The sequence below is a fragment of the Paracoccus sp. JM45 genome, assembly GCF_003590715.1.
Taxonomy (GTDB): Bacteria; Pseudomonadota; Alphaproteobacteria; order Rhodobacterales; family Rhodobacteraceae; genus Paracoccus.
Genome location: NZ_QQVY01000001.1, coordinates 595,293 through 614,394 on the forward strand (window position 1 = coordinate 595,293; position 19,102 = coordinate 614,394).

Annotated in this window: 20 protein-coding genes; 8 read left to right on the forward strand and 12 right to left on the reverse strand. The window is 61.4% G+C overall.

The window, feature by feature from the left end; translation table 11 throughout:
• Positions 1 to 39: 39 nt before the first annotated feature.
• Genes glcF through DWB67_RS03010 form a run of 3 tightly spaced genes read right to left on the reverse strand, consistent with a single transcriptional unit; the run spans position 40 to position 3,819 of the window.
• Positions 40 to 1,335 carry a glycolate oxidase subunit GlcF gene (glcF, locus tag DWB67_RS03000; RefSeq protein WP_119805992.1) on the reverse strand — a complete coding sequence of 432 codons (1,296 nt, stop codon included), beginning with the start codon at positions 1,333 to 1,335 and terminating at the stop codon, positions 40 to 42.
• Entirely contained in the window at positions 1,335 to 2,369 is a 1,035-nt protein-coding gene (locus tag DWB67_RS03005; RefSeq protein ID WP_119805993.1) for an FAD-binding protein, read from the reverse strand. Before DWB67_RS03005 ends, glcF begins: the two co-directional genes overlap by 1 nt.
• Positions 2,359 to 3,819: an FAD-linked oxidase C-terminal domain-containing protein gene (locus DWB67_RS03010; RefSeq protein ID WP_119806174.1), complete on the reverse strand. Its 1,461-nt coding sequence runs from the start codon at positions 3,817 to 3,819 to the stop codon at positions 2,359 to 2,361. Before DWB67_RS03010 ends, DWB67_RS03005 begins: the two co-directional genes overlap by 11 nt.
• Positions 3,820 to 3,910: 91 nt before the next feature.
• On the opposite strand from DWB67_RS03010, the gene DWB67_RS03015 reads away from it, so the two are divergent.
• A complete protein-coding gene (locus tag DWB67_RS03015) occupies positions 3,911 to 4,675 on the forward strand; it encodes a DUF599 domain-containing protein (protein WP_119805994.1) in 765 nt (254 codons plus the stop codon).
• On the opposite strand, the gene DWB67_RS03020 is transcribed toward DWB67_RS03015, so the two are convergent.
• Together DWB67_RS03020 and DWB67_RS03025 are read right to left on the reverse strand one after the other, a co-directional pair.
• Positions 4,593 to 5,780 (reverse strand): MFS transporter, encoded by a 1,188-nt coding sequence (locus DWB67_RS03020; RefSeq protein ID WP_119805995.1) that lies wholly within the window; start codon positions 5,778 to 5,780, stop codon positions 4,593 to 4,595. The genes DWB67_RS03015 and DWB67_RS03020 overlap by 83 nt on opposite strands.
• Before the next feature lie 109 nt (positions 5,781 to 5,889).
• The gene (locus DWB67_RS03025; protein WP_255418517.1) at positions 5,890 to 6,357 is read right to left on the reverse strand and encodes a hypothetical protein; all 468 of its coding nucleotides are present in this window, start codon (positions 6,355 to 6,357) and stop codon (positions 5,890 to 5,892) included.
• Here DWB67_RS03025 and DWB67_RS03030 point away from each other — a divergent pair.
• Positions 6,343 to 7,125 carry an alpha/beta fold hydrolase gene (locus tag DWB67_RS03030; RefSeq protein ID WP_119805997.1) on the forward strand — a complete coding sequence of 261 codons (783 nt, stop codon included), beginning with the start codon at positions 6,343 to 6,345 and terminating at the stop codon, positions 7,123 to 7,125. The genes DWB67_RS03025 and DWB67_RS03030 overlap by 15 nt on opposite strands.
• Here DWB67_RS03030 and DWB67_RS03035 read toward each other — a convergent pair.
• The 4 genes from DWB67_RS03035 to DWB67_RS03050 all read right to left on the reverse strand — a co-directional run bounded on the left by DWB67_RS03035 (position 7,122) and on the right by DWB67_RS03050 (position 10,181).
• Positions 7,122 to 7,427, reverse strand: coding sequence for a hypothetical protein (locus tag DWB67_RS03035; RefSeq protein WP_119805998.1), 306 nt, complete (start codon positions 7,425 to 7,427; stop codon positions 7,122 to 7,124). The genes DWB67_RS03030 and DWB67_RS03035 overlap by 4 nt on opposite strands.
• A gap of 34 nt (positions 7,428 to 7,461) precedes the next feature.
• Complete coding sequence (locus tag DWB67_RS03040; protein ID WP_119805999.1) at positions 7,462 to 7,836, reverse strand: cell division protein ZapA; 375 nt, start codon at positions 7,834 to 7,836, stop codon at positions 7,462 to 7,464.
• 1 nt (position 7,837) lies between these two features.
• A complete protein-coding gene (locus tag DWB67_RS03045) occupies positions 7,838 to 8,320 on the reverse strand; it encodes a hypothetical protein (protein ID WP_119806000.1) in 483 nt (160 codons plus the stop codon).
• A gap of 94 nt (positions 8,321 to 8,414) precedes the next feature.
• Positions 8,415 to 10,181 carry a BCCT family transporter gene (locus tag DWB67_RS03050; RefSeq protein WP_119806001.1) on the reverse strand — a complete coding sequence of 589 codons (1,767 nt, stop codon included), beginning with the start codon at positions 10,179 to 10,181 and terminating at the stop codon, positions 8,415 to 8,417.
• Positions 10,182 to 10,397: 216 nt separating this feature from the next.
• Here DWB67_RS03050 and DWB67_RS03055 point away from each other — a divergent pair, with 216 nt between their 5' ends.
• Genes DWB67_RS03055 through hisH form a run of 4 tightly spaced genes read left to right on the forward strand, consistent with a single transcriptional unit; the run spans position 10,398 to position 13,647 of the window.
• Positions 10,398 to 11,054 carry a TrkA family potassium uptake protein gene (locus DWB67_RS03055; RefSeq protein ID WP_119806002.1) on the forward strand — a complete coding sequence of 219 codons (657 nt, stop codon included), beginning with the start codon at positions 10,398 to 10,400 and terminating at the stop codon, positions 11,052 to 11,054.
• On the forward strand, positions 11,051 to 12,385 hold the full coding sequence (locus tag DWB67_RS03060; protein WP_255418518.1) for a TrkH family potassium uptake protein: 1,335 nt from the start codon (positions 11,051 to 11,053) through the stop codon (positions 12,383 to 12,385). The genes DWB67_RS03055 and DWB67_RS03060 overlap by 4 nt, the downstream gene beginning before the upstream one ends.
• A gap of 45 nt (positions 12,386 to 12,430) precedes the next feature.
• Positions 12,431 to 13,018, forward strand: coding sequence for an imidazoleglycerol-phosphate dehydratase HisB (hisB, locus tag DWB67_RS03065; RefSeq protein WP_119806003.1), 588 nt, complete (start codon positions 12,431 to 12,433; stop codon positions 13,016 to 13,018).
• On the forward strand, positions 13,018 to 13,647 hold the full coding sequence (hisH, locus tag DWB67_RS03070; protein WP_119806004.1) for an imidazole glycerol phosphate synthase subunit HisH: 630 nt from the start codon (positions 13,018 to 13,020) through the stop codon (positions 13,645 to 13,647). The genes hisB and hisH overlap by 1 nt, the downstream gene beginning before the upstream one ends.
• A gap of 27 nt (positions 13,648 to 13,674) precedes the next feature.
• Here the strand turns inward: hisH and DWB67_RS03075 are convergent, their stop codons facing one another.
• The gene (locus DWB67_RS03075) at positions 13,675 to 14,580 is read right to left on the reverse strand and encodes an aminotransferase class IV (protein WP_119806005.1); all 906 of its coding nucleotides are present in this window, start codon (positions 14,578 to 14,580) and stop codon (positions 13,675 to 13,677) included.
• A 119-nt stretch (positions 14,581 to 14,699) separates the two neighbouring features.
• Between DWB67_RS03075 and ade the strand changes: the two genes are divergently transcribed.
• Complete coding sequence (gene ade / locus DWB67_RS03080; protein WP_119806006.1) at positions 14,700 to 16,397, forward strand: adenine deaminase; 1,698 nt, start codon at positions 14,700 to 14,702, stop codon at positions 16,395 to 16,397.
• Here the strand turns inward: ade and DWB67_RS03085 are convergent, their stop codons facing one another.
• The gene (locus tag DWB67_RS03085) at positions 16,398 to 16,979 is read right to left on the reverse strand and encodes a d(CMP) kinase (RefSeq protein ID WP_119806176.1); all 582 of its coding nucleotides are present in this window, start codon (positions 16,977 to 16,979) and stop codon (positions 16,398 to 16,400) included.
• Between the two features lie 209 nt (positions 16,980 to 17,188).
• On the opposite strand from DWB67_RS03085, the gene DWB67_RS03090 reads away from it, so the two are divergent.
• The gene (locus DWB67_RS03090; protein ID WP_119806007.1) at positions 17,189 to 17,953 is read left to right on the forward strand and encodes a LuxR family transcriptional regulator; all 765 of its coding nucleotides are present in this window, start codon (positions 17,189 to 17,191) and stop codon (positions 17,951 to 17,953) included.
• 199 nt (positions 17,954 to 18,152) lie between these two features.
• Here DWB67_RS03090 and tsf read toward each other — a convergent pair whose 3' ends face one another.
• The gene (gene tsf, locus DWB67_RS03095; RefSeq protein ID WP_119806008.1) at positions 18,153 to 19,031 is read right to left on the reverse strand and encodes a translation elongation factor Ts; all 879 of its coding nucleotides are present in this window, start codon (positions 19,029 to 19,031) and stop codon (positions 18,153 to 18,155) included.
• Positions 19,032 to 19,102: the final 71 nt, after the last annotated feature.

A 19,102-nucleotide genomic window follows, 5' to 3' on the forward strand; every position in this document is an offset into this window, starting at 1 on the left:
GCCGCCGGTACAATTGATTTAGGATCGCCCGAGTGCCGTTCAAGACCCCAATGATGCAGGTTTTGGCCCACCCGTGGCCCAATCCAGCAGTTCGACCGTATGGACCACCGGAATGTCCGTCCCACCGCCGATCTGCATCATACAGCCAATATTGCCTGCCGATATAACCTGCGGCTGCAACGCCTCAAGCGAGACAACCTTGCGGGATTTCAGCTGCGACGACAATTCGGGCTGTAGCAGGTTATAGGTCCCGGCCGACCCGCAGCACAGATGCGAATCGGTGGGTTCGACAACACGGTATCCTGCACGGGTCAGCAGATCCTTGGGTGCGGATCTGATCTGTTGCCCGTGTTGCAGCGAACAGGCCGAATGATAGGCAACCCGCATCCCCTGCCCCCCGGCCTTTACATTTTCCGGCAACCCCAGCCGGTCCAGAAACTCGGTCACATCGCGGGCCAGTCCGGCGACACGGCGGGCGTCATCCTCCATCGGGTCGCCCTTGAACAGATGTCCGTAATCCTTGACCGTCGTCCCGCACCCCGAGGTGTTGATGATGATCGCATCCACCGCGCCCTGCGCCTCGGCGGCCAAAAGGCGGGCGATGCTTTCGCGGGCACGCCCCCGCGCGTCATCTTCCTGCCCCATATGCAATGTCAGCGCGCCGCAGCAACCGAATTGCGGCGGGATCACCACCTGACATCCCGCCCGTTGCAGCAACCGGATGGTGGCATCGTTGATATCGGTGTTCAGCGCCCGCTGTGCGCAGCCGATCATCAGCACCACCCGCGCCCGCTGGCGGCCGATGGCCTGAAATGTCTGACCGGTATCGTTGCGGCTGACAGGCGGCACTTTGGCGGGGGCCATGTCCAGCATCGCCCGCAAACGCGCATCTGGCATCAGCCGCTTGAAGGGTTGCGCCAGTTTGGCCCCCCTTAACGCCCAGCGGAAACGGCGCGGATAGGGAACCACCGATTTCAACAACCAGCGCAGCGCACGATCGCGCCACGGGCGGCGATAGGTTGCCTGAATATGGCTACGAGCATGATCGACCAGATGGGCGTAATTCACCCCTGACGGACAGGTGGTCATACAGCTAAGACAGCTGAGGCAGCGGTCGATATGCTTGACCGTCTTTTCATCTGCAGGACGGCCGGATTCCAGCATATCCTTGATCAGATAGATGCGACCGCGCGGGCTGTCCAATTCGTCGCCCAGCACCTGATAGGTCGGACAGGTTGCCGTGCAGAACCCGCAATGCACACAGCTGCGCAGGATCTTGTTGGAATGCGCGGTGGCGGGGTCTGTCAGCTGTTCGGGCGTGAAACTGGTCTGCATCAATGCGTTCCCTGAAAAATACCGCGCGGGTCAAAGCGGGCGCGCAGATCGCGCTCAATCCGCGCGGCGACCGGATGCGGTGCGGGCAGGATTGCGGGGCCATCCCCGCGAATGCGCCGCGCATGCCCTGAAAAACGCGGCAAATCGGGCAAGCTGCCCTGCGGCAGGCAAACATGGATCAACGCGCCGCCCCAATCCAGTGACAGGGGTACGGGCAGACGGGACAATAACGCCGCCGCTTCCGACGGGCGGCAGATGATCCGCCAAAGGTCGCCACCAGCCGCCGCCGGTTCCAGCTGTGGCCACGGGTTACCCTGCATCTGCGTGACGGTGCCGAAACCGCCCAAGCGGTCTGACAGGGCCGCGGCGCGGCTGGCAACGGATGCGGCCAACCCCTCCAGCCGGATCAGCGTGCCATGGGCCGGATGCCATGCTGCGGCGCTGACATCGAAGGGACCGCCAAGCGCCTCTGACAAGGCGGGAACAGCCATTGCCGGATCCAGATCCGCCAATTGCAGCGTTGTGCACGCCTGCGGCAGTGGCGTCGTGCGGAATGACAGTTCGGTCAGTGCGCCCAAAGTGCCACGGCTGCCCGCCATCAGCTTGACCAGATCATATCCGGTGACATTCTTCATCACCCGCCCGCCATTACGGACCACCTGCCCTTGGCCGTCCACAAAGCGCACCCCGATCAGCGCGTCACGCGCTGCGCCCGACAGTACACGACGCGGGCCGGATGCATTGGCCGCAGCCACGCCGCCGATGGTGGACCCTTCCAGTGCCGAAGGCTCGAAGCCCAGCATCTGGCCCTCGGCGGCAAGGGTCTGGTTCACCTCGGCCAGCGGGGTTCCGGCGCGGACGACCAAGGTCAGCGCCTCGGGTTCGTAAAGGGTGATGCCGCTTAGGCCGGTCATATCAAGCCGTGCACCCTGCCCTTCGTCCGGCCACAGGCGCGTGCCGCCGCCGGTGATGGATAAGGGGCCGGTGGCGTCGCGGATTGCTTCGGCAACTTGGGTTTCGGTGTCAGGCCGCATCTGGTGCCTTGCTGTTCAAGCGCCGTTCGCGGCGGGGGGCGGAAACGCCCAAGGGAAAGACCTTGGCCGCATTCAGCAGCCAATGCGGGTCAAAGGCGTCCTTGACCCGCATCTGCGCCTCAAGATCAGGGGGATCGAATTGCACGCCCATCAAGTCGCGCTTTTCGATGCCCACACCATGTTCACCGGTCAGACAGCCGCCGACCTGCACGCAAAGGCGCATGATGTCGGCGCCAATCGCCTCGGCCTTGTCCAGATCACCGGGGGTGTTGGCGTCATAGATGATCAGCGGGTGCATATTCCCGTCGCCTGCGTGAAAGACATTGGCGACCGTCATGCCGTATTGCTGCGACAGATCGCCGATGCCAGCCAGAACCTTTGGCAGCGCCGTCACCGGAATCGTGCCGTCCAGACAGATGTAATCACCCAGCTGACCCATCGCGCCAAAGGCCGATTTACGGCCCAGCCAGATACGGCGGGCCTCATCCTCGGACCGGCTTTCGCGGAATTCGACCGGATCGAAGCCTTGGGCGATGTCGCGGATCAGAGACAGCTGTTCGTCGATTTCGGGGGCAGTGCCTTCCACCTCGACGATCAGCAAAGCTTCGCAGTCGGGATAGCCTGCTTTGGCATGTTCCTCGGTCGCGCGGATGCAGGGACGGTCCATGAATTCGATGGCAACGGGGATAACACCGGCGCGGATGATCGCAGCGACGCATGCCCCCGCAGATTCGCTGCTGTCAAAGCCGATCAGAACAGGGCGTGCGCCAGCGGGGCGGGGCAGGATACGCAAGGTCGCCTCGGTCACGATGCCCATCTGGCCTTCGGACCCGCAGATGACGCCCAACAGGTCCAGCCCACCGGATTCGCCCATCGGACCGCCCAGTTCGACCACGCTGCCATCCATCAAGACCATCGTGACGCCCAGCAGGTTATTCGTCGTGACCCCGTATTTCAGACAATGCGCCCCGCCGGAATTCATGGCGATATTGCCCCCGATCGCACAAGCCAGCTGGCTGGAGGGATCGGGCGCATAGAAAAAACCCAACCCCTCGACCGCCGTCGAAACAGAGAGGTTCGTCCGCCCCGCCTGCACACGGATCAGCCTGTCCTGCGGCGACACCTCCAGCACCTGCGTCATGCGCGACAGCCCGATGACCACCGAATCCGCCGTCGGCATCGACCCGCCTGCAAGGCTGGTCCCTGCCCCGCGCGGCACCACCGGTACCTGCATGTCATGACAAAGGGCCAGCAGGCGCGACACCTGTCGGGTGGTTTGTGGCAAAACAACCGCCAGCGGCGTACAGCGATAGGCGGAAAGGGCATCGCATTCATAGGCCCGCGTTTCTGCGGGATCGTCGATCACCGCATCGGGCAAGGCGTCGCGCAACCTTGCGACAATCGCATCACGATGCGCCAGAACGGACGCATCGGGTTGTGGCATCTGCATCATGGCCGGTTCTCCTCCCTGCCGATGACGACCACGATAGAACCGCGATCTTGGGCTTTCAAGCGCCGTGAAGCGGTCTTAAAGTCAGCCCATGAATCCGCTTGATCTGATCACATCCCACCCGCCCGCATTGCGCGATCTGATCGCGATACTGATGCTGTTTGCCGCATGGTTCGGCATCGGATGGTTCACCGAAAACCCGCCTGCGGGGCGGCCGTCGGTTTCGGTCCTGATGACACGGTTCCGGCATGAATGGATGCGCCAGTTCGTCACCCGTGAGCCGCGCATTTTCGACGGCAATATCCTGTCCAGCCTGCGCGAGGGGACGGCCTTTTTCGCATCGGCCTGCATGATTGCCACGGGCGGGTTGCTGGCACTGATCGGCAATGCCGAACGCCTGCGCGGCATCGCCGTCGAATTGGAGTTCAACCCGACCACCGAAACCGGCTGGGAATTGCGCCTGCTGGTGACGATGTTCTTTATCGTCAATGCTTTCCTGAAATTCGTCTGGGCGCACCGGTTGTTCGGCTATTGCGCGGTCATCATGGCCTCGGTCCCCAATAATGCCGCCCACCCCGAGGCGGATAACCGTGCCCTGCAGGCCGGTGACCTGAACATCACCGCAGCCCGCAGCTTTAACGCCGGATTGCGCAGCGTCTATTTCGCCCTCGGGTCGCTGGGATGGCTGGGCGGTGCATGGGCACTGATGGTGGGAACCGCCATCGTGTTGTGGATCACATGGCGGCGCGAATTCAATTCGACCTCGCGCAGGGTTATTCTGCGGGCGCTGCCACCGGCTGTCCTTTCCGATCCTGACGCAGTGCAAAAGTCCAGGCCACAGCCCCCGCAAGCGTAAGCATCACGCCGACCACCCCCGGCGCACGCCAGCCCCAACCGGCGGCCAGCGCCAGACCGGCCAGAAACGGCCCCAGCGCATTGGCTGCATTGAAAGCCGCGTGATTCATCGCCGCAGCCATGCTTTGGGCCGACCCCGCCACATCCATCAACCGCGTTTGCAGCGGAATGACCAGACCTGCGCCCGCCGCGATCAGAAATGACGACAGCACCATCATCTGCCAGTTCCCGACAGCAAGGGCCGCAAAGGCCTGCGTCAGGGCCATGGCGGCAAGGCTGATATAGGCGGCGCGATTGATGCCCAAAGCCTCGGTCATGCGGCCGGCGCCCCATGTGCCAAGCGTGCCGCCGATCCCGAAGACCGCCAGCGTCAGCGGCACGACAAAGCCCGGACCATCGGTCGTCGCCAGAATCGCCGCTGTCATAAAGGCATAGACCGAAAATAAGCCGCCAAAGCCGATGGCACCGACCGCCAGCGTCCACAGCACACGCGGATTGCGCAATGCCTGCAATTCATCCCAAGGACGCGCATCCGGATTGCCCCCCACGCGCGGGGCGAATTTCAGAATGGCCCAGGCCGAGGCCAGCGCGATTACCCCCGGCAAGGCAAATCCGAACCGCCAGCCGATGCTTTGCCCCATCCAGCCTGCCAGTGGAACGCCGACGATATTGGCAATGGTCAAACCCAGCAGGACCTGCGCGGCACCGCGTGCGCGCTTGCCCGGCGGCAAGGCATCAGCCGCATAAAGCATCGCCACGCCCAGAAATCCGCCATGCGGCAAACCGGCCAGAAAGCGCATCCCTGTCAGCGCGGCAAGCCCCGGCATCAGCGCCGCCAGCAAATTGACCAGCCCGTAAAATGCCATCAGCGCCGCCAGATAGCGACGGCGCGGCAGCTTGGCGCCGATGATCGACGTCACAGGCGCACCGACAACAACCCCTAAGGCATAGGCGCTGATAACATGCCCCGCCTGCGGATCGGTCAGTGCCAGATCGGCCGCGAAATAGGGCAGCAATCCCATGGCCGCGAATTCGGACGTGCCGATGGCGAATGCACCAAGCGACAGCGACAGGATCGCTGCGCGAAAATCAGTGGTCTGGGTCATAGAAACGGTCCTGCACGCGTGACAAGGGCTTTGTTCCCAAACACCAGCTTGACCGTCATTTGGCAAGCGGTCCGGACGCAGGTCAGGATTGCAGGTTGTGCATGTTGCCTTAAAGCATGCCCCGTTTGACCATCACCCACAGCGCCACGGCGACCAGAACCAGAAAACCCAGCACAATCGACGCACTAAATCCGATGGCCCGCCCCTGCCAGCGCGAAATCTCGCCCAAAGGGCGCAGATGGGCGATCAGGGCGGCATGATCACGGGCCGCATCTTCCAGTGACAGCTGACGGGCAACTTTCGGTTGCCCTGCCAGATGTCCGGCCTTGGCCAGACGTGCGGCGCGGCGGCGAAGGCGGGCGGGCAAGGCACCCCCGCGGCGGCGCACCATCTGCAACAAGGGTGGCCGTTCACCGCGCCTTGCACCGCCAAAGCGCGATGCCATCAGGATCGCCACTTCATCGGCCATGGCGGGAATATCTTCGAAACTTATCGGCGTGTTCGTCATATCGGCACGATAGACGGGATGGCAGCGACGCGCCAGACGCTCTAGAGTATTCGGATGAAGCTTCATCATGACACATTCGGGCCGGAAAGCGGCCTGCCCGTCCTGCTGGTTCATGGCCTTTACGGTCAGGGCCGGAATCTGGGTGCACAGGCACGCAAGCTGGCCGAAAGCCGCCGCGTCGTCACCGTCGATCTTCGCAATCATGGCGACAGTCCGCATGATGCGGATGCCAGCTATGCCGCGCTGGCCGCCGATCTGGCCGGAATGATCACCGATTTTGGCGGTCGCGTCGATCTGGTCGGGCATTCGATGGGCGGCAAGGCCGCAATGGTGCTGGCGCTGACCCATCCCGACATGGTGCGGCGGCTGGCGATCATGGATATCGCGCCTGTCGCCTATGACCACGACCAGACGCGGTTTGTCGATGCGATGCAGGGCCTGGATCTGACGCAGGTCACGCGGCGCAGTCAAGCCAATGCAATGCTGGCCGATGTCGTGCGCGACAATGGAACCCGCGCGTTTTTGTTGCAGAACCTTGATCTGAAGTCAGACCCGCATGGCTGGCGGCTGAATCTGGATGCCTTGCGGCAGTATATGCCGCAGATCGTGGGCTGGCCCGATGGCCTTCCAAAGGCCGGATTTGGCGGCAAAACCTTGGCACTTCGCGGCGCATTGTCCGATTACGTGACCGAAGCGGGTGAAGACGCCCTGCGCGAGTATTTTCCACAGGTCCGTATCGTCACACTGAAAAACACCGGCCATTGGCTGCACGCCGAACAGCCCGAGGCTGTGGCAGAAACATTGGTGGCCTTCTTCGGTGATGGCAGCGGCGATTAGGCGCGGCAGTCCAGATCAACGCGGGCCACGGCGGATGCCGCATGGGCCTGCGTTGTCATGCTGGCAGGGCTGACCGCACATCCGGTGGCCTGTTCGGCAGCACGGACCATCTGCATCGGCAGATCAGCCCGCGCGCTGCGCCGCACATTGTCCAGACGGATGATCTGCGCCTCATCCTCGCGCTGGAAAACGGCGAAACGCAGGCTGTCCACGACCACGTCATGCCTTATAGCCCCCCTGAAATCTAGTGAGGGCGAGGCACAGCCCGCAAGGGCAAGGATGATCAAGGGAATCAGGCGCATCCCGAAGAACTGCCTGAAAATCCTTAACAACCGGTTAAGATGCGGGGTCGCCCTGACGCTGTTCTTCCAGCCGGTCGGCCAGCGATTCAGCGCGGGCCGCCATTTCGGCCATCGCCTCTTTCAGGTCAGAAGGAATGACCGGAACCTCGACCCTTGGCGGGTTCGACTGCAGGCGCGTGATGTGGCGTTCGGCCTTTTCGGCACGATCCTGCAATGTCGCATAATGATCGGCCAGCATCAGTCCGGCCAGCAACAGCAAACGCGGTTCGGGCACGCGGCCTGCTTGCTGCAGGATTTCCTGGGCTTCCCCGTCCAGCAGTTGGGCCGCACGTTTCAGCAAAGCCTCTTCGCCGTCCTGTGCGCCGACGCGGTATTCTTTGTGTCCGATGGTGAATTCAACCTCGGCCATATCAGAGCCCTTCCGTGCTTGGGGCGGTTTCAGTGGCGGTGTCGTTGGAAAGCAGACGCTCCAGCTCGGCCATGATTTCCCCCATCTGGGCAATCTCGGCCTGACGGGCGGCGCGCAGGGCTTTGACCTCGGCCTCCAGCGCGTCACGGATTTCATCCGCGCCGATGCCGCCGGTGTCCTGCGCTTCGATCAGATTGCGGTTGGCAGCGGCCAGTTCATCATTCGCCGCCGACAGTTCGGCATTGCGACCGGTGGCGACATCCAGCTGTTGACGCAACGCATCATCCTGCACCGGCCGCGGTGCGGGTGTGGCCTGCTGCAATTCCTGAATACGGGCTTGGGCCGTTTCAAGCTGACCCGTCAGCACCCCGATCATGCTGCTATCTTCGCCTTGGGGCGCGATGGTCGAGGGGATGTCCAGCAACTGGTCCAGACGGTCAAGCGCGGCGCTAAGCCGGCGTTCGCTGGCAGAGATATCGCTCATGTGCGTCGGTCCTTTGGTAATATCGGGACCATTTTCGCATCTGGACGTCGATAAGACAAGAACGGGCAGGAAAACCCTGCCCGTTCTTTATGCATTATTTCAGTTCGCGTCGTTCGGCCTGAAGGCCTTTGACCAAGGCGTAACAGCCGCCCAGCAGGACGATCGTGAAGGGAAAGCCGGTCGAGACTGCCATGGCCTGCGCCGAAGCCAAGCCCCCGCCCAGCATCAGGGCGATGGCCACCAGACCCTCGACGCTGACCCAGAAGATGCGCTGTGGCACAGGCGCGTTGACCTTGCCGCCTGCCGCGATCGTATCGATCACCAACGAACCGGAATCCGAGGATGTCACGAAGAATACGATCACCAGAACGATCCCGACAAAGCTGGTAATTGCCGACAATGGCAATTCGCCCAGCATTGCGAACAGCTTCAGTTCCAGCACGGCATCGGTGATGCCTGTAAAGCCGGCAAGCGTTTCATCGATGGCTGTGCCACCCAAGGCCGTCATCCACAAGATCGAGATGACCGAAGGCACGATCAGCACGGCAATCAGGAACTGGCGCACGGTCCGGCCGCGCGACACGCGGGCAATGAACATGCCGACGAAAGGTGACCAGCTGATCCACCATGCCCAATAGAAAGCGGTCCAACCCTGACGGAAGTTGTCATCCGTCCGGCCGAAGGGATTCGACAGCGGGATCAGTTCTTGCGCGTAAGCGCCCAGATTGGTGAAGAATCCGGTCAGGATCGCAATGGTCGGACCCACAACGATCACAAAGAACAGCAGGATGATCGCAAGAACCATGTTCAGTTCAGACAGGCGTTTGACGCCTTTCTCGACGCCCAGCACAACCGAGGCACCGGCAACCATTGTGATCAAGATGATCAGGACGATCTTGGTCACATTGCCATCGGACAGGCCGAACAATTCATGCAGACCGGCGGCTGCCTGTTCGGCACCCAGACCCAGCGAGGTCGCAAGCCCGAAGATCGTCGCCAGCACAGCCGTGATGTCGATGATATGGCCCGGCCAGCCCCAGATCCGTTCCCCGAAAATCGGGTAAAAGACCGAACGCAGGGTCAAGGGCAGCCCCTTGTTATAGGCGAACAGGCCCAGCGCCAATGCGACGACAGCATAGATCGCCCAAGGGTGCAGACCCCAGTGGAAGATGGTCGCAGCCATGCCCAAACGGCGCGCGGCATCCGCATCACCGACAGCACCGCCAAGCGGCGACCAGTCGGTACGAATACCGTCTTCCAATGTTACGCCGCTGAACGCGGCTTGGAAATGGCCCAGCGGTTCGCTGACGCCATAGAACATCAGGCCAATGCCCATACCTGCTGCAAACAGCATTGCGAACCAGCCCGTCAGGGTGAAATCCGGGGTGGCATCGGGACCGCCAAGGCGGACCGAACCCAGCGGCAATACGATCAGCGCCAGACATAGCAGCACAAAGATGTTGCCTGCCATCATGAAGAACCAGTCCAGATTCTGGGTCATCGCATCGCGCAACCCTTCGAAAACCGGCTGGAGTTGGGTCGGAAACAACAATGTCACAATGGTGAACAGCACCACGGCACCGGCAGAAATGCCGAAGACGGGATTATGCACATCAAAGGCGAAAGGCGCGCGGCCTTCGACATTGTCCTGACCGATGGTATAATCGGTGTCGATGATCTCGGTTGCGCCTTCGGGTTCGGGAAGGGCCTCGATACCGTCATCGACCTGCGGTTCGGGAATCGGTTTGGGTTTCGGTTTATGGTCGAACCGACCGGAAAGTGCGTCTTCTTCACGCGTCCGGTCGCGTGGTGTTCCCTTTGGGCCCTTGGGGCCGGAGGGGTTCTGAGGTGTCTGTGACATCTGTCCCTTTCAGATTTTCGTCGATCGGGTCGGGGTCAACGGACCCAAGGCGGGTTTCCGCCGATGCTCTTTATTATCTCATAATCACATGAGAAAGACCACCAAGGGGCAAAAGTTCCCATATATATGAATGTTAGGTTGTCATCTGCGATAGCATGGCGCCGATCTTTGCATAGCGACCCTCTCTGCGGGTTCTGCCATCTTCAGAAGGTCCCTATGGGTAAACCCAGTCGAAGTTTCGTTGTAATCGGCCTTGGTGCCTTTGGCAGCGTTGTTGCAACCGAACTGGCACGTTTCGGCAATCAGGTTCTGGGCATCGACAAGGATCCGCGCCGCGTCTCGGCCCTTGCAGAAACGCTGCCTGCCACCGTTATTCTGGACGCCACCGACGAAGGTGCCATGCGCGAGGCGGGCGTGGACCGCTATGACGTGGGGCTGGTGTCCATCGGCAACGATCTGGAAAGCAACGTCATCGCCGCCATGAACCTGCGCCTGATCGGGGTAGGCCATATCTGGGCCAAGGCCGACAGCCGCACGCATCACCGCATCCTGTCCAAGATCGGCGCGGATCGCGTCATCATGCCCGGGCTGGAGATGGGCCGCCATACCGCCCAGATGCTGAACAACCCCGCTGTTCAGGATTATGTCAGTCTGGGCAACGGGTTTTCGGTCGTGAACCTGATGATCCCGCAGCGTCTGGCGGGGCGCAAACTGTCCGAATTGAAGGCAGGTCCTACGGTGCAGATGCTGGGCATGATGCGCGGCACCGAATACCGCTGCCTGCGTGATGACGATCCTGTCCTGCAAACCAATGACCGCCTGTTGCTGCTGGGCAAGCGGGTCGATCTGACGAATTTCGGCGACAAGCTGTGAAACGCGCCCTGCGCCGCTGGCTGTCGCGCACCCCGCCCCCTGCGGTGCTGGCGGTGGGATATCTGACGCTGGTGCTGGTGGGGGGCTTTTTGCTGATGCTGCCCCCGATGGCACGCGCGCCGATTTCGCTGATGGACGCGCTGTTCACCTCGACCTCGGCTGTGACGGTGACGGGTCTGGCGGTGGTGGATACGGAACTGACTTTCACCTTCTGGGGCGAATTGGTGATTGCCGGTCTGGTGCAACTGGGCGGGCTGGGGCTGATGACCTTTGCCGTATTGCTATGGTCCATGCTGGGCCTGCCGATGGGCATTACCCAAGGCAATTACCTGCGCGAGGATCTGAACCAGACATCCTATGTCCGCCTGAAGCGCCTTGTCTGGACCATCCTGCGTATCGTCATCATGGCCGAGGTGGCGGGCGCCATGTTGCTGTGCCTGTCGTTCATGCCCCATCACGGGCTGGCGGCGGGTCTTTGGCACGCTATTTTCCATTCCGTTTCGGCCTTTAACAACGCCGGATTTTCGACGTTTTCGGCGGGACTGACGGATTATGCGGTGGACCCCATCGTCAATACCGTCATCCCCGCGTTGTTCATCACCGGTGGCATCGGCTATGTCGTGATCGCCGATATCTGGCAAAAGCCCTTGTGGCGGGGCTGGTCACTGCACACGCGGATGATGATGATCGGCACGGCAGTGCTGATTGTCGGCGGCGTCGGCATGACCGCCTTTCTGGAATGGAACAACCCGCGCACCCTTGGGCAATTCGACAGCGCCACTGCGCGCATGACCGTCGCGTGGTTTCAAGGCGTGACCACGCGGACGGCGGGGTTCAATTCGACCGACATCAGCGGCCTGCATGATTCGACGTCGCTGATGTATATGGTGCTGATGGTGATCGGGGCCGGTCCGACGTCGACTGGTGGCGGGCTGAAGGTGACGACAGTCTTTGTCATGCTGCTGGCCGCCATCGCATTCCTGCGCCGCCGGACCGAGGTGACGGCCTTCGGCAGGTCTATCCCGCTGGGCGACGTGCTCAAGGTCATGGCCCTGATCACCATCGCATCCGGCATCATCCTGACCGCCATTTTTGCCCTGACGGTCAGCCATGACGGCGAATTCATCGATATCGCATTCGAGGTGGCATCCGCCTTTGGCACCACCGGCCTGTCGCGCGGCTATACGACCGAAATGTCGAATTTCGGGCGGTTGGTGATTATGGTGGTGATGTTCCTCGGGCGTGTCGGCCCGTTAACCTTGGGTTTCTTTCTGGCCACGCGTACCACGCCAAGGGTGCGCTATCCTGCCGGTCAGGTTCATCTTGGCTGACAGGCGCGCACGCCCTATAAGGCCAGCGCGACGAAAGGACATCCCATGCGCCAAGCGACGATCACCCGCCACACTGCCGAAACGCAGATCGAGGTTACGCTGAACCTTGACGGCACCGGCACCTATGACAACCAGACCGGTGTGGGCTTCTTTGATCACATGCTGGACCAGCTGTCGCGCCATTCGCTGATCGATATGACGATTCGCGCCAAGGGCGATCTGCATATCGACGACCACCACACGGTCGAGGATACAGGCATCGCCATTGGACAGGCCTTGGTCGCGGCCCTTGGCGACAAAAAGGGCATCCGGCGTTACGGCAACTTCCTGCTGGCGATGGACGATTCGCTGCTGCGCGCCGCGCTGGATCTGTCGGCGCGTCCGTTTCTGGTCTGGAACGTCGATTTCCCGTCCGAGAAGATCGGCACCTTCGACACCGAACTGGTGCGTGAATTCTTTCAGGCGCTGTCCACGCATGGCGGCATCACCCTGCATGTCGACCGCCTGCACGGGCTGAACAGCCACCACATCGCCGAGGCTGCCTTCAAGGCCGTCGCCCGCGCCCTGCGCGAAGCGGTCGAACCCGACCCCCGCATGGCAGGCGTCCTGCCCTCGACCAAGGGCGCGCTGTGATGCGGGTCGCATTGGTCGATTACGACAGCGGCAACCTGCATTCCGCCGAAAAAGCCTTCCAGCTGATGGGGCGCGACGCGGGTGCCAATATCGTCGTCACATCAGACCCCGATGTGGCGGCCCGCGCGGACCGCATCGTGCTGCCGGGCGATGGTGCATTCCCCGCCTGCCGCACGGCGCTGGGCGAAGTGGATGGCATGGCCGAGGCGATTCAGGATGCGGTCATCAACCGTGGCATCCCCTTCATGGGCATCTGCGTCGGTATGCAGATGCTGGCAACTACTGGCCATGAATACCGCCCCACTGCCGGTCTGGGCTGGATTGGCGGTGAAGTTCAGGCCATCGCCGCCCCCGACCTGAAGGTTCCGCATATGGGTTGGAACGATCTGGTCGTTGACATTCCGCATCCGGTGCTGGACGGGATCAAGACCGGCGATCATGCCTATTTCGTCCACAGCTGGCAATTCGCGGTGGATGATCCGGCGCATCTGCTGGCGCATGTGGACTATGGCGGGCCGGTGACGGCGGTCGTAGGGCGCGACAATATCATCGGCACACAGTTCCACCCCGAAAAATCGCAGGATATCGGCCTGCGCCTGATTTCCAACTTCCTGCGTTGGAAGCCATGACAAAGGGGGCGAAAGCCCCCTGCCCCGTCAGCCCTTGGTATAATCCGCATAAAGCGCCGCCACACGCGCCGTGACAGGCCCCCCGACACCCCCGCGCATATCGCGCCCGTCGATACTGGCCACGGGAGTGATGCCGCCCAAGGTGCCGGTGACAAAAGCCTCATCCGCGTTATAGGTCTGGGCCAGTGTAAAGTTCCCCTCGCGCAGGATACCACCTGCCTGTTGCCACAGCCGCATCACCGTTGCGCGTGTGATGCCGTTGAAACAGCACGCCCCGTCCGAGGTCCAAAGCTCGTCCCCCCGCACGACGAAGAAGTTGGTTGAATTACAGCTGGCAACAAAGCCGCGATCGTCCAGCATCAACGCCTCATCCGCGCCCATGCCGATGGCTTGATTCAGCGCCTGAATGAAATTCAACCGGCTGTGCGAATTCAACCGCAGATCGAACACATCCGGTGTCGAACAACGAATGGCCGAGGTCATCAGCCGCAGCCCCCGCGCCTTCAATGCCGCATTGGGTTGTTTATATTCCGCCAGAATCACCACCGTCGCCCCGCCAACCGTAAAGCGCGGGTCCTGATTGATCGTGGTTTTCACCCCGCGCGTCACCATCAGCCGGATATGGGCACCGTCCTGCATGCCGTTGGCCGCCAGCAGGTCGCCGATGGCCTTTGCCATCGCCGCACGGTCCATGCCGATATCAAGGCTGATGGAATGCGCGCCCTCGTAGAGCCGGTCCAGATGGGCCTCCAGCGACAGGATGCGCCCGTTGACTTGCCGCAACCCTTCCCAGACGCCGTCACCCAAGCCGAAACCCGCGTCGAAGATCGAGACGCTGGCCTGATCACGCGGCACCAACTGTCCGTTCACATGGACCAGAACCTGATCATTGCGGTCGTCATGGGCATAGCTTTGGGCGCTGGCATTGGACATCGGGAACCTCTTGTAATGACACCTGCAGGCAAGCATGCAGCCGTCGCAAGGACAAGCGGCTCTGGACGACACCCCAAGTTTCCTGTCATGTGATCCACCAAAAGTGATCGGAGTGGACCATGGACCAACTTGAACGGCGCATCGCGCAAGCCCGTGGCGACCTGCCCGCCGATCTGGTCCTGCGCGGCGGGCAGGTCTTTGATCTGGTGACCGGCACGATGATCGCGGGCGATGTTGCCATCTGTGACGACTGCATTGTCGGCATCGGGGCCGATTACGACGCCACCCGTGTGATCGACGTTACCGGCCTGACGCTGGTGCCCGGTTTCATCGACACGCATCTGCACGTCGAAAGCAGCCTTGTGACGCCCTTCGAATTTGACCGCTGCGTCACCCCCCGCGGCGTCACCACCGCCATCTGCGACCCGCACGAGATTACCAATGTCATCGGTCTGGACGGCATCCGCTATTTCCAAGCCGCCTCCGAACATCTGCTGATGGATTTGCGGGTGCAACTGTCATCCTGCGTGCCCTCGACCGATATGGAAACCTCGGGCGCGGAGATTCTGGCCGATGATATTGCCCGCGTCATGGGGCATCCTTCGGCCATCGGTCTGGCCGAGTTCATGAATTACCCCGGCGTTATCCACCGCGACCCCGCTGCGATGGACAAGCTGCGCCTGTTCGAAGGCGGCCATATCGACGGCCATTGCCCGCAGCTGTCGGGGCGCGACCTGAACGCCTATATCGCCGCAGGCATCCGCACCGAACACGAAGCCACCACGGCGGACGAGGCGTTGGAGAAGCTGCGCAAAGGCATGCGTGTGCTGATCCGCGAAGGCTCGGTCAGCAAGGATCTGGACGCGCTGCAACCCATCCTGACGCCTGCGACCAGCGCCTATTTGTGCCTGTGTACCGATGACCGTAACCCGCTGGATATCAGCGAACACGGGCATCTGGATTACATGATCCGCCGCCTGATTTCGCTGGGGACCGAACCGCTGGCCGCCTATCGCGCAGCCAGCCTGTCGGCAGCCGAGGCCTTTGGCCTGAAGGATCGCGGGTTGATCGCACCGGGCCTGCGCGCCGATATCGTTGCCATCGACAGTCTGGAAACCTGCAACGCGCAGCTTGTCCTGACCGCCGGTCGCGTTGTCGATGATGCCGCCTTCGCCGCACGCGGCCATGTCGCCCCCGTCGCACGCCAGTCGGTCAAGGCCCCCCAAGTCACCGCGCAAGATTTCCGCTATACCGGCAACCGCACGGAAACGCCGGTGATCGGCATCCTTGAAGGCAAAATCATCACCGAACATCTGACCATCGATATCGCACTGGAAGATGGCGACAAGCGCCCCGATCCGGCGCGGGACCTGATGCGGATCGCGGTGATCGAACGGCATGGCAAGAACGGCAATATCGCCACGGGCTTTGTGAAGGGCTTCGGGATCGCGCGGGGGGCCATCGCCTCGACCGTGTGCCATGACCACCACAATATCGCCGTCGTGGGCGCCGATTACGCCGATATGGCGCTGGCCGCCAACCGCCTGTCCGAAATCGAGGGCGGCTTTGTCGTCGCCCAGAACGGCCAGATCATCGCCGAACTGCCCCTGCCAGTCGCAGGACTGATGAGCCTTGAAAGCTTCGAAGATGTCCGCGACCGTCTGGTCATCCTGCGCGACGCCGCCCGCACCCTTGGTGTGACGCTGGAGGAACCCTTCCTGCAACTGGCCTTTCTAGCCCTTCCGGTGATCCCTGCGCTGAAGATCACCGATCGCGGCATGGTCGATGTGACCAAATTCGAAATTATCGCCCGCTGATCAGCGGGCCTTCTGGACCGCCGCAATGGCGTGGGCGATCGCTTCGTCCACGCTGAGGGTGCTGGTGTCCAGCACCACAGCATCGTCAGCAGGGCGCAAGGGGGCCGTGGCACGTTCACTGTCGCGGCGGTCGCGTTCCTGCAATTGGGACAGCATTTCAGCCGGATCGGCCCCCAGTTCCGCCGCGCGCCGTTCCGCCCGCACCTGATCCGAGGCGACGACATACAGCTTTACCTGCGCATGCGGACAGATCACCGTGCCGATATCACGCCCGTCCAGAACCGCCCCCGGATCCTGCGCGGAAAAGCGGTGTTGGAATTCGACCAGTGCGGCGCGGACCTCGGGGATGGCGGCGATGCGGCTGGCGGCTTGTCCTGCCTCGGCGCTGCGCAGATCGGGGCGGGCAAGATCATCGGCACATAGCGAAGACGCCGCCTGTACAGGATCACCCCCCTTGGCCCCCGTCGCGCGATACAGCAGGCCGGTGTCCAGATGGTGAAAGCCGAAATGGTCCGACAGCGCGCGGGCAATGGTGCCCTTGCCCGATGCCGCGGGTCCGTCGATGGCGATGATAAAGGGCATGGGATCGTTCCGGTTCAAGCTGCAAACAATAGGCATTCCTTCGCACATCCAAATAGGAGGCGTCCAGCAATCAAGGCAGCTTCTCTGCCGAATGGTGCTACCATTTACGTTCTGGTCAAAAAAAACTATTTTAACCAAATTGAACTTGGCAGACTTGGTTTGCTGCGTTCTTGTATATTTTTAAGACATATTAATTGTATCGGTTTTAAATGACAGATTTCGTCAGTGCTTTGGTTCAGAGTAGTAACGTTGCGAATGCGCGCGATGTTTTTTTGCAAGCTGCCAGCGATGCAGGCTTTGCGCATGCATTCTATGCGGGTCGCTTTATGTTAACGGTCCCCCGTTCGCTGGTGCGTGAAAGCCCCGTGACCTTCAGCAATCTGCCGCAGGCGCTAATCGACGATTCACAAAACCTCTATGGGCTGGAACGCGATGGGTGGGTCGATTGGGTGCTGCGCAATGACGGCGACATTTCGGGGCGTGACCTGATCAATACAATCGGGGAAGAACGCTCGCCCTCTTTGGCGATGGGCGTCAAGCATGGCCTGCATGCCGTGCAGATCATCAGCCTGCGGAACACGGCAATGCACAGCGTCGGGGCGGTGATTCTGGTTCCCGGCAAGGATGTGTCACATGATGATCTGGCAGACCTCTGGGTGGAACAGGGTGATCACATGCGCCTGCTGTCGCAGATCCTGCATCTGCGGATTGCCACGCTGCCACGGGAAACCGCCCCCGTCAGCCTGACCAGTCGCCAACGCGAGGTCTTAAGCTGGCGATCCGCAGGAAAAACCGTGAACGAGATCGGGACAATTCTGGGAATTACCCCTGCTACAGTCGAAAAGCACATGCGGCTGGCACGAGAGGCGCTTGGCGTCGAATCAACACCGCAAGCCGTGTTGAAAGCGCATGTAATGCATCAACTGTTCGAACCTGCGTCATTGCCGCTGACGCTGCACTTGCCCACAGGGTAAGGTTTTCCACCGTTTCCTATTTGGGTGAACTTAAGTCACATCCCCCTGTTCCGTGAGTGGTGACACGTCAGTGTCAGGAACAGGCGGTGTCCGGTCTTGTTGCCTTGATCGGCACCGCCTCCAGAACAATCCTTCGCCCGAAATTCAAAATGCCGACCCGAATGGGCCGGCATTCCTAATTCGTTCAGAAATCCGAAGATCAGGCACCGCTGAGGGTCTTGGCGACCTCGGCTGCGAAATCTTCTTCTTTCTTCTCGATGCCTTCGCCAACAGCGACGCGGGCAAAGCCGGTGATCGTCGTGCCAGCTTCCTTGGCAGCTTCTGCCACGGTCAGGTCGGGGTTGATCACGAACTTCTGACCGGTCAGCGTGACCTCTTCGAAGAACTTTTTCATGCGGCCTTCGATCATCTTTTCGATGACAGCTTCGGGCTTGCCGGATTCGCGTGCCTGCTCGGTCAGAACCTGCTTTTCACGCTCGACCAGTTCGGGGTCCAGATCGGCTTCGCCCAGCGATGCCGGTGCGGTTGCCGCAACGTGCATTGCAATCTGGCGACCGATGTCTTCGTTACCGCCGTCAAGACCAACCAGAACGCCGATCTTGCCCATGCCTTCGGCAGCGGCGTTGTGAACATAGTTCACGACCAGCGGAGCAGTCACAACGACCATGCGGCGCAGGGTCATGTTCTCGCCGATTTTGGCGATGGCGTCGGTCAGGATTTCCGAAACCGGCTTGCCGTCGATCACTTCGTTCTGCAGCTGTTCGACGGTATCGACGTTCAGCGCAGCTTCCGCAATCTTGCGGACCATGATCTGGAATTCTTCGTTCTTGCCAACAAAGTCGGTTTCCGAGTTCACCTCGACGGCGACGCCCTTACCGTCCTTGACGGCGACGGCCACAAGACCTTCGGCGGCAACACGGCCCGATTTCTTCGCAGCTTTGGCCAGACCCTTGGTACGCAGCCAGTCGATCGACGCTTCCATGTTGCCGTCGTTTTCCGTCAGCGCACGCTTCGCGTCCATCATGCCGGCGCCGGTGGTCTCGCGCAGCTCTTTCACCATTGCAGCAGTGATAGCCATGTCCATCTCCTTATGTTCAATACGTCAGGCGGGGCATATCCCCGCCTGACGACAATTCCATGAAATCGTGG

Bases quoted from the DNA above. Each gene is read 5' to 3' on its own strand.
- glcF (WP_119805992.1), bottom strand. From the start codon at position 1,335: ATGCAGACCAGTTTCACGCCCGAACAGCTGACAGACCCCGCCACCGCG.
- DWB67_RS03005 (WP_119805993.1), bottom strand. From the start codon at position 2,369: ATGCGGCCTGACACCGAAACCCAAGTTGCCGAAGCAATCCGCGACGCC.
- DWB67_RS03010 (WP_119806174.1), bottom strand. From the start codon at position 3,819: ATGCAGATGCCACAACCCGATGCGTCCGTTCTGGCGCATCGTGATGCG.
- DWB67_RS03015 (WP_119805994.1), top strand. From the start codon at position 3,911: ATGAATCCGCTTGATCTGATCACATCCCACCCGCCCGCATTGCGCGAT.
- DWB67_RS03020 (WP_119805995.1), bottom strand. From the start codon at position 5,780: ATGACCCAGACCACTGATTTTCGCGCAGCGATCCTGTCGCTGTCGCTT.
- DWB67_RS03030 (WP_119805997.1), top strand. From the start codon at position 6,343: ATGAAGCTTCATCATGACACATTCGGGCCGGAAAGCGGCCTGCCCGTC.
- DWB67_RS03025 (WP_255418517.1), bottom strand. From the start codon at position 6,357: ATGATGAAGCTTCATCCGAATACTCTAGAGCGTCTGGCGCGTCGCTGC.
- DWB67_RS03035 (WP_119805998.1), bottom strand. From the start codon at position 7,427: ATGCGCCTGATTCCCTTGATCATCCTTGCCCTTGCGGGCTGTGCCTCG.
- DWB67_RS03040 (WP_119805999.1), bottom strand. From the start codon at position 7,836: ATGGCCGAGGTTGAATTCACCATCGGACACAAAGAATACCGCGTCGGC.
- DWB67_RS03045 (WP_119806000.1), bottom strand. From the start codon at position 8,320: ATGAGCGATATCTCTGCCAGCGAACGCCGGCTTAGCGCCGCGCTTGAC.
- DWB67_RS03050 (WP_119806001.1), bottom strand. From the start codon at position 10,181: ATGTCACAGACACCTCAGAACCCCTCCGGCCCCAAGGGCCCAAAGGGA.
- DWB67_RS03055 (WP_119806002.1), top strand. From the start codon at position 10,398: ATGGGTAAACCCAGTCGAAGTTTCGTTGTAATCGGCCTTGGTGCCTTT.
- hisB (WP_119806003.1), top strand. From the start codon at position 12,431: ATGCGCCAAGCGACGATCACCCGCCACACTGCCGAAACGCAGATCGAG.
- hisH (WP_119806004.1), top strand. From the start codon at position 13,018: ATGCGGGTCGCATTGGTCGATTACGACAGCGGCAACCTGCATTCCGCC.
- DWB67_RS03075 (WP_119806005.1), bottom strand. From the start codon at position 14,580: ATGTCCAATGCCAGCGCCCAAAGCTATGCCCATGACGACCGCAATGAT.
- ade (WP_119806006.1), top strand. From the start codon at position 14,700: ATGGACCAACTTGAACGGCGCATCGCGCAAGCCCGTGGCGACCTGCCC.
- DWB67_RS03085 (WP_119806176.1), bottom strand. From the start codon at position 16,979: ATGCCCTTTATCATCGCCATCGACGGACCCGCGGCATCGGGCAAGGGC.
- DWB67_RS03090 (WP_119806007.1), top strand. From the start codon at position 17,189: ATGACAGATTTCGTCAGTGCTTTGGTTCAGAGTAGTAACGTTGCGAAT.
- tsf (WP_119806008.1), bottom strand. From the start codon at position 19,031: ATGGCTATCACTGCTGCAATGGTGAAAGAGCTGCGCGAGACCACCGGC.